The 2,252-nt window shown below is 61.3% G+C and carries 1 protein-coding gene and 2 pseudogenes; all 3 read right to left on the bottom strand.

The window, feature by feature from the left end; all coding sequences use genetic code 11:
* Window positions 1–403 precede the first annotated feature (403 nt).
* Window positions 404–844, bottom strand: a complete 441-nt coding sequence (locus FE811_RS26530) for a hypothetical protein (protein WP_244294983.1) — start codon at window positions 842–844, stop codon at window positions 404–406.
* Window positions 844–1,441: pseudogene (locus FE811_RS26525) on the bottom strand (transposase); the annotation flags it as partial. The gene FE811_RS26530 and the pseudogene FE811_RS26525, both read right to left, overlap by 1 nt.
* A 52-nt stretch (window positions 1,442–1,493) precedes the next feature.
* Window positions 1,494–2,252, bottom strand: a pseudogene (locus tag FE811_RS26520) (IS21 family transposase); the annotation flags it as partial.

The raw sequence follows: 2,252 nt of genomic DNA, 5'->3' as shown, positions 1-2,252 counted from the left end.
GGACTAATTTCGCACCGCCATTCTCATTACGCGCTAAGGCTGTGAATATAAAGTAGAAATATATTTCTGCAACCATGTAACGTATTATACAGTATAAATAAATATTCACACGCGCATACATTCGGTCATGCCTATTCCCATAATCATATGTGTTCATTTGCGTCGCAGCATCATCGCTTCTCAGATGATTTATATTAAACAATTTATTTTGATCCTACTGTAGCCGCGACGTTTACGCGTCACGGTTTTCACGCTCACCCACCTCCCAGGCGGCGAATTCGCGGATCGAGGATGGGACAATCCTGGATGCTACACAGGTTTTCATGCCGCAGGAGGCGAAAATTCTCCGCTGGTCGCCCGACGGAGCATGCATGCCACCCCGGACGACCGTACTCCGGTCGGATTAGGCTCCAGGAAGCCCCGCAGCAGATGGGTCGATGCCTTTTGGGGTCAGAGTTAATCGAACACCGAACCCATCCGCAGAGAGAACAGGCGCTCGTAGGTTTTCAGCAGGCATGCGACGGCACGCGGCGTAACCGGCCGATTGTTCCCGCGGCGACTGTGCCTTGATGCGGGTGACGATTTTCTGGTCATCGACAAAGTCGTCGAGGAACGCGTGCCAGGTTTTGGTGGTGATGCGCGCGGCCGTGAGCATGTCTTTCGGTTCATCGATGCCGTCATCGGTCAGGGCGGTGATGGTGTCGTCTGGGCCGGTATGGACGCTGATGCTCGCGCCGTAGCTCAGGTTGTCGTCATTGGAGACGATGGCTTCGAGCAGCTCGGGATCTTCGCCCAGCATCCTGGCGACGTAGTCGAGGGTGCGGACATGGGTGACGGTTGCCATCAGGCGGTATCGGACAAGGTTTCGGTCGTCGGCGCCCAATTCCACGGCAGGAGTTCGTCGAGCCGGTTGATCTTGTGATCGTGGATACGGGTCAGGATGTCGGCCAGATAGGCCTGCGGAGCGAGGCCGTTCATCTTGACGGTCTCGATGATGGTCATGGCGGGAGCCAGCGTCTCGGCACCAGTATCAGCGCCAGCGAAGAGCCAGTTGCGGCGCCCGGCACCGATCGGGCGCAGGGCGCGTTCTGCGGGATTGTTGTCGATCGCCACCAGGCCGTCCTCAAGGAAGAGGCTGAATGAGGCACGACGGCTGAGCCCGTAACGAAAGGCCTTGGCGAGATTCACCCTTGCCCGGGATCAGCGAGAGTTGGCTCTCGGACCATGCGAAGAAGGCCTCGACCTTTGGGGCGCTGTGTTTTTCCCGGGCGGCAAGACGGATATCAGCAGGACGGCCGTCGATTTCCCGCTCGATGTCATAGAGCACGCCGATGCGGTCGAGCGCCTCGCGGGCGATCACGGATTTGGTCTTAGTCCATTCGCCATGGAAGTCGCGCCGCAGGTGGGTCCAACACGCGGCCTCCCGAAGGCGGGGGTCGCCGACGATCTGCTGCGGCTCGGGCTGTCGCTTCGCTGCCGTGGCGATGATCTCATCATAGGCGGCTTTCATGCCGTAGAGCTTCAGCCGGCCCGTCTTGCGGGATGCGCGTCTTCGACACGACGCGTCCAGCACCTGTGATCTTTCCATGGCTCGGTCTCCTCAGGCTGTCGTAGCGTTTGCAATCGGCCGCGGGCTCGCAGGCCAGCCGCAGCGCATCCGGCGTGGCGATGGTCAGCGGCGGTGGCGGTTCGCGATGCCGGGCCAGGATGTGCAGGACCACAGCTGCCGCCGGGGCGCCTTCGTTCAGGGCCTCCGCGCAAGTGGATTCCACTGCATCCGGTCCGTCGGTCGGGATCATGCTCAGGATCTGGACCATTTGCCGGTCGCCGTTTGGCATCTTGCCCAGCTTGCGCTGAACGCGCCTGATCGCTGGCGGCAGTTTCCATTCCTTGAAGGGAGCGCCGTTCCAGAGGGCGCCGGGCTTGCGGGCCAGCACCGGAATATCGTGCAGCGGATCGTAGATGGCCTGTCGCGGCCGAAGGCGCGGATGGGTTGGCCGACGATCCTGCCGTCCTGCCGGAACTCGACCCGTTCGGCATAGGCGCGGATCTCGAGCGGTCGACCGACAGCGCGACCGTCCACCGAGTAGCGGTTCTTGTCGAACCGGACCAGGCAGGTCTTCGATACCGAGGCGGGCACGGCATGGAAGCCGTCGAAGGGGCCGACATAGGGCACCAGGCTCGCACGCTCGTCCTGAAACACCCCCCAGATCGTGCGATCGCGCAGCTCCGGGTGCGGATGCGACCTGGCC

This window comes from Paracoccus sp. FO-3 (genome assembly GCF_006386455.1).
GTDB classification, from domain to species: Bacteria; Pseudomonadota; Alphaproteobacteria; order Rhodobacterales; family Rhodobacteraceae; genus Paracoccus; species Paracoccus versutus.
This window is presented reverse-complemented; position numbering and strand designations above follow the sequence as displayed.